The following is an 861-nucleotide window of genomic DNA, read 5'->3' on the forward strand; positions in this document are numbered from 1 at the left end:
CACTTGACCGCGCTCCACGTCTTCGCGCTTCGTGCCGCGCAGCAAGATACCGACGTTGTCGCCCGCTTGACCTTGGTCCAGCAGCTTGCGGAACATTTCCACGCCCGTGCAGGTCGTCTTCACCGTCGGCTTGATACCGACGATTTCGATTTCCTCGCCAACCTTGATCACGCCACGCTCGACACGACCCGTCACCACCGTGCCGCGGCCCGAGATCGAGAACACGTCTTCCACCGGCATCAGGAACGCACCGTCCACCGCGCGCTCCGGCGTCGGGATGTACGTATCGAGCGCATCGGCCAGGTTCATGATCGCCACTTCACCGAGCTCGCCCTTGTCGCCTTCCAGCGCCAGCTTGGCCGAACCCTTGATGATCGGCGTGTCGTCGCCCGGGAAGTCGTACTTCGAGAGCAGTTCACGCACTTCCATTTCCACCAGCTCGAGCAGCTCGGCGTCGTCCACCATGTCGCACTTGTTCAGGAACACGATGATGTACGGCACGCCCACCTGACGCGCCAACAGGATGTGCTCACGCGTTTGCGGCATCGGGCCGTCAGCGGCCGAACACACCAGGATCGCGCCGTCCATTTGCGCCGCGCCCGTGATCATGTTCTTCACGTAGTCGGCGTGGCCCGGGCAGTCGACGTGCGCATAGTGACGGTTCGCCGTTTCGTATTCCACGTGCGCCGTGTTGATCGTGATGCCGCGCGCCTTTTCTTCCGGCGCCGCGTCGATCTGGTCGTACGCCTTCGCCTCGCCGCCGAACTTCGCCGTCAGCACCGTCGTGATCGCCGCCGTCAGCGTCGTCTTGCCATGATCCACGTGACCGATCGTGCCGACGTTCACGTGCGGCTTGGTCCG

At 63.6% G+C, this 861-nt stretch carries 1 protein-coding gene; it reads right to left on the bottom strand.

Annotated features, from left to right (window positions below; translation table 11 throughout):
* Positions 1 to 861 (bottom strand): elongation factor Tu (tuf, locus tag QQS38_RS25910; RefSeq protein ID WP_479648186.1); only part of this gene is annotated, 861 nt, incomplete at both ends.

The sequence above is a fragment of the Trinickia sp. Z7 genome (genome assembly GCF_056498045.1).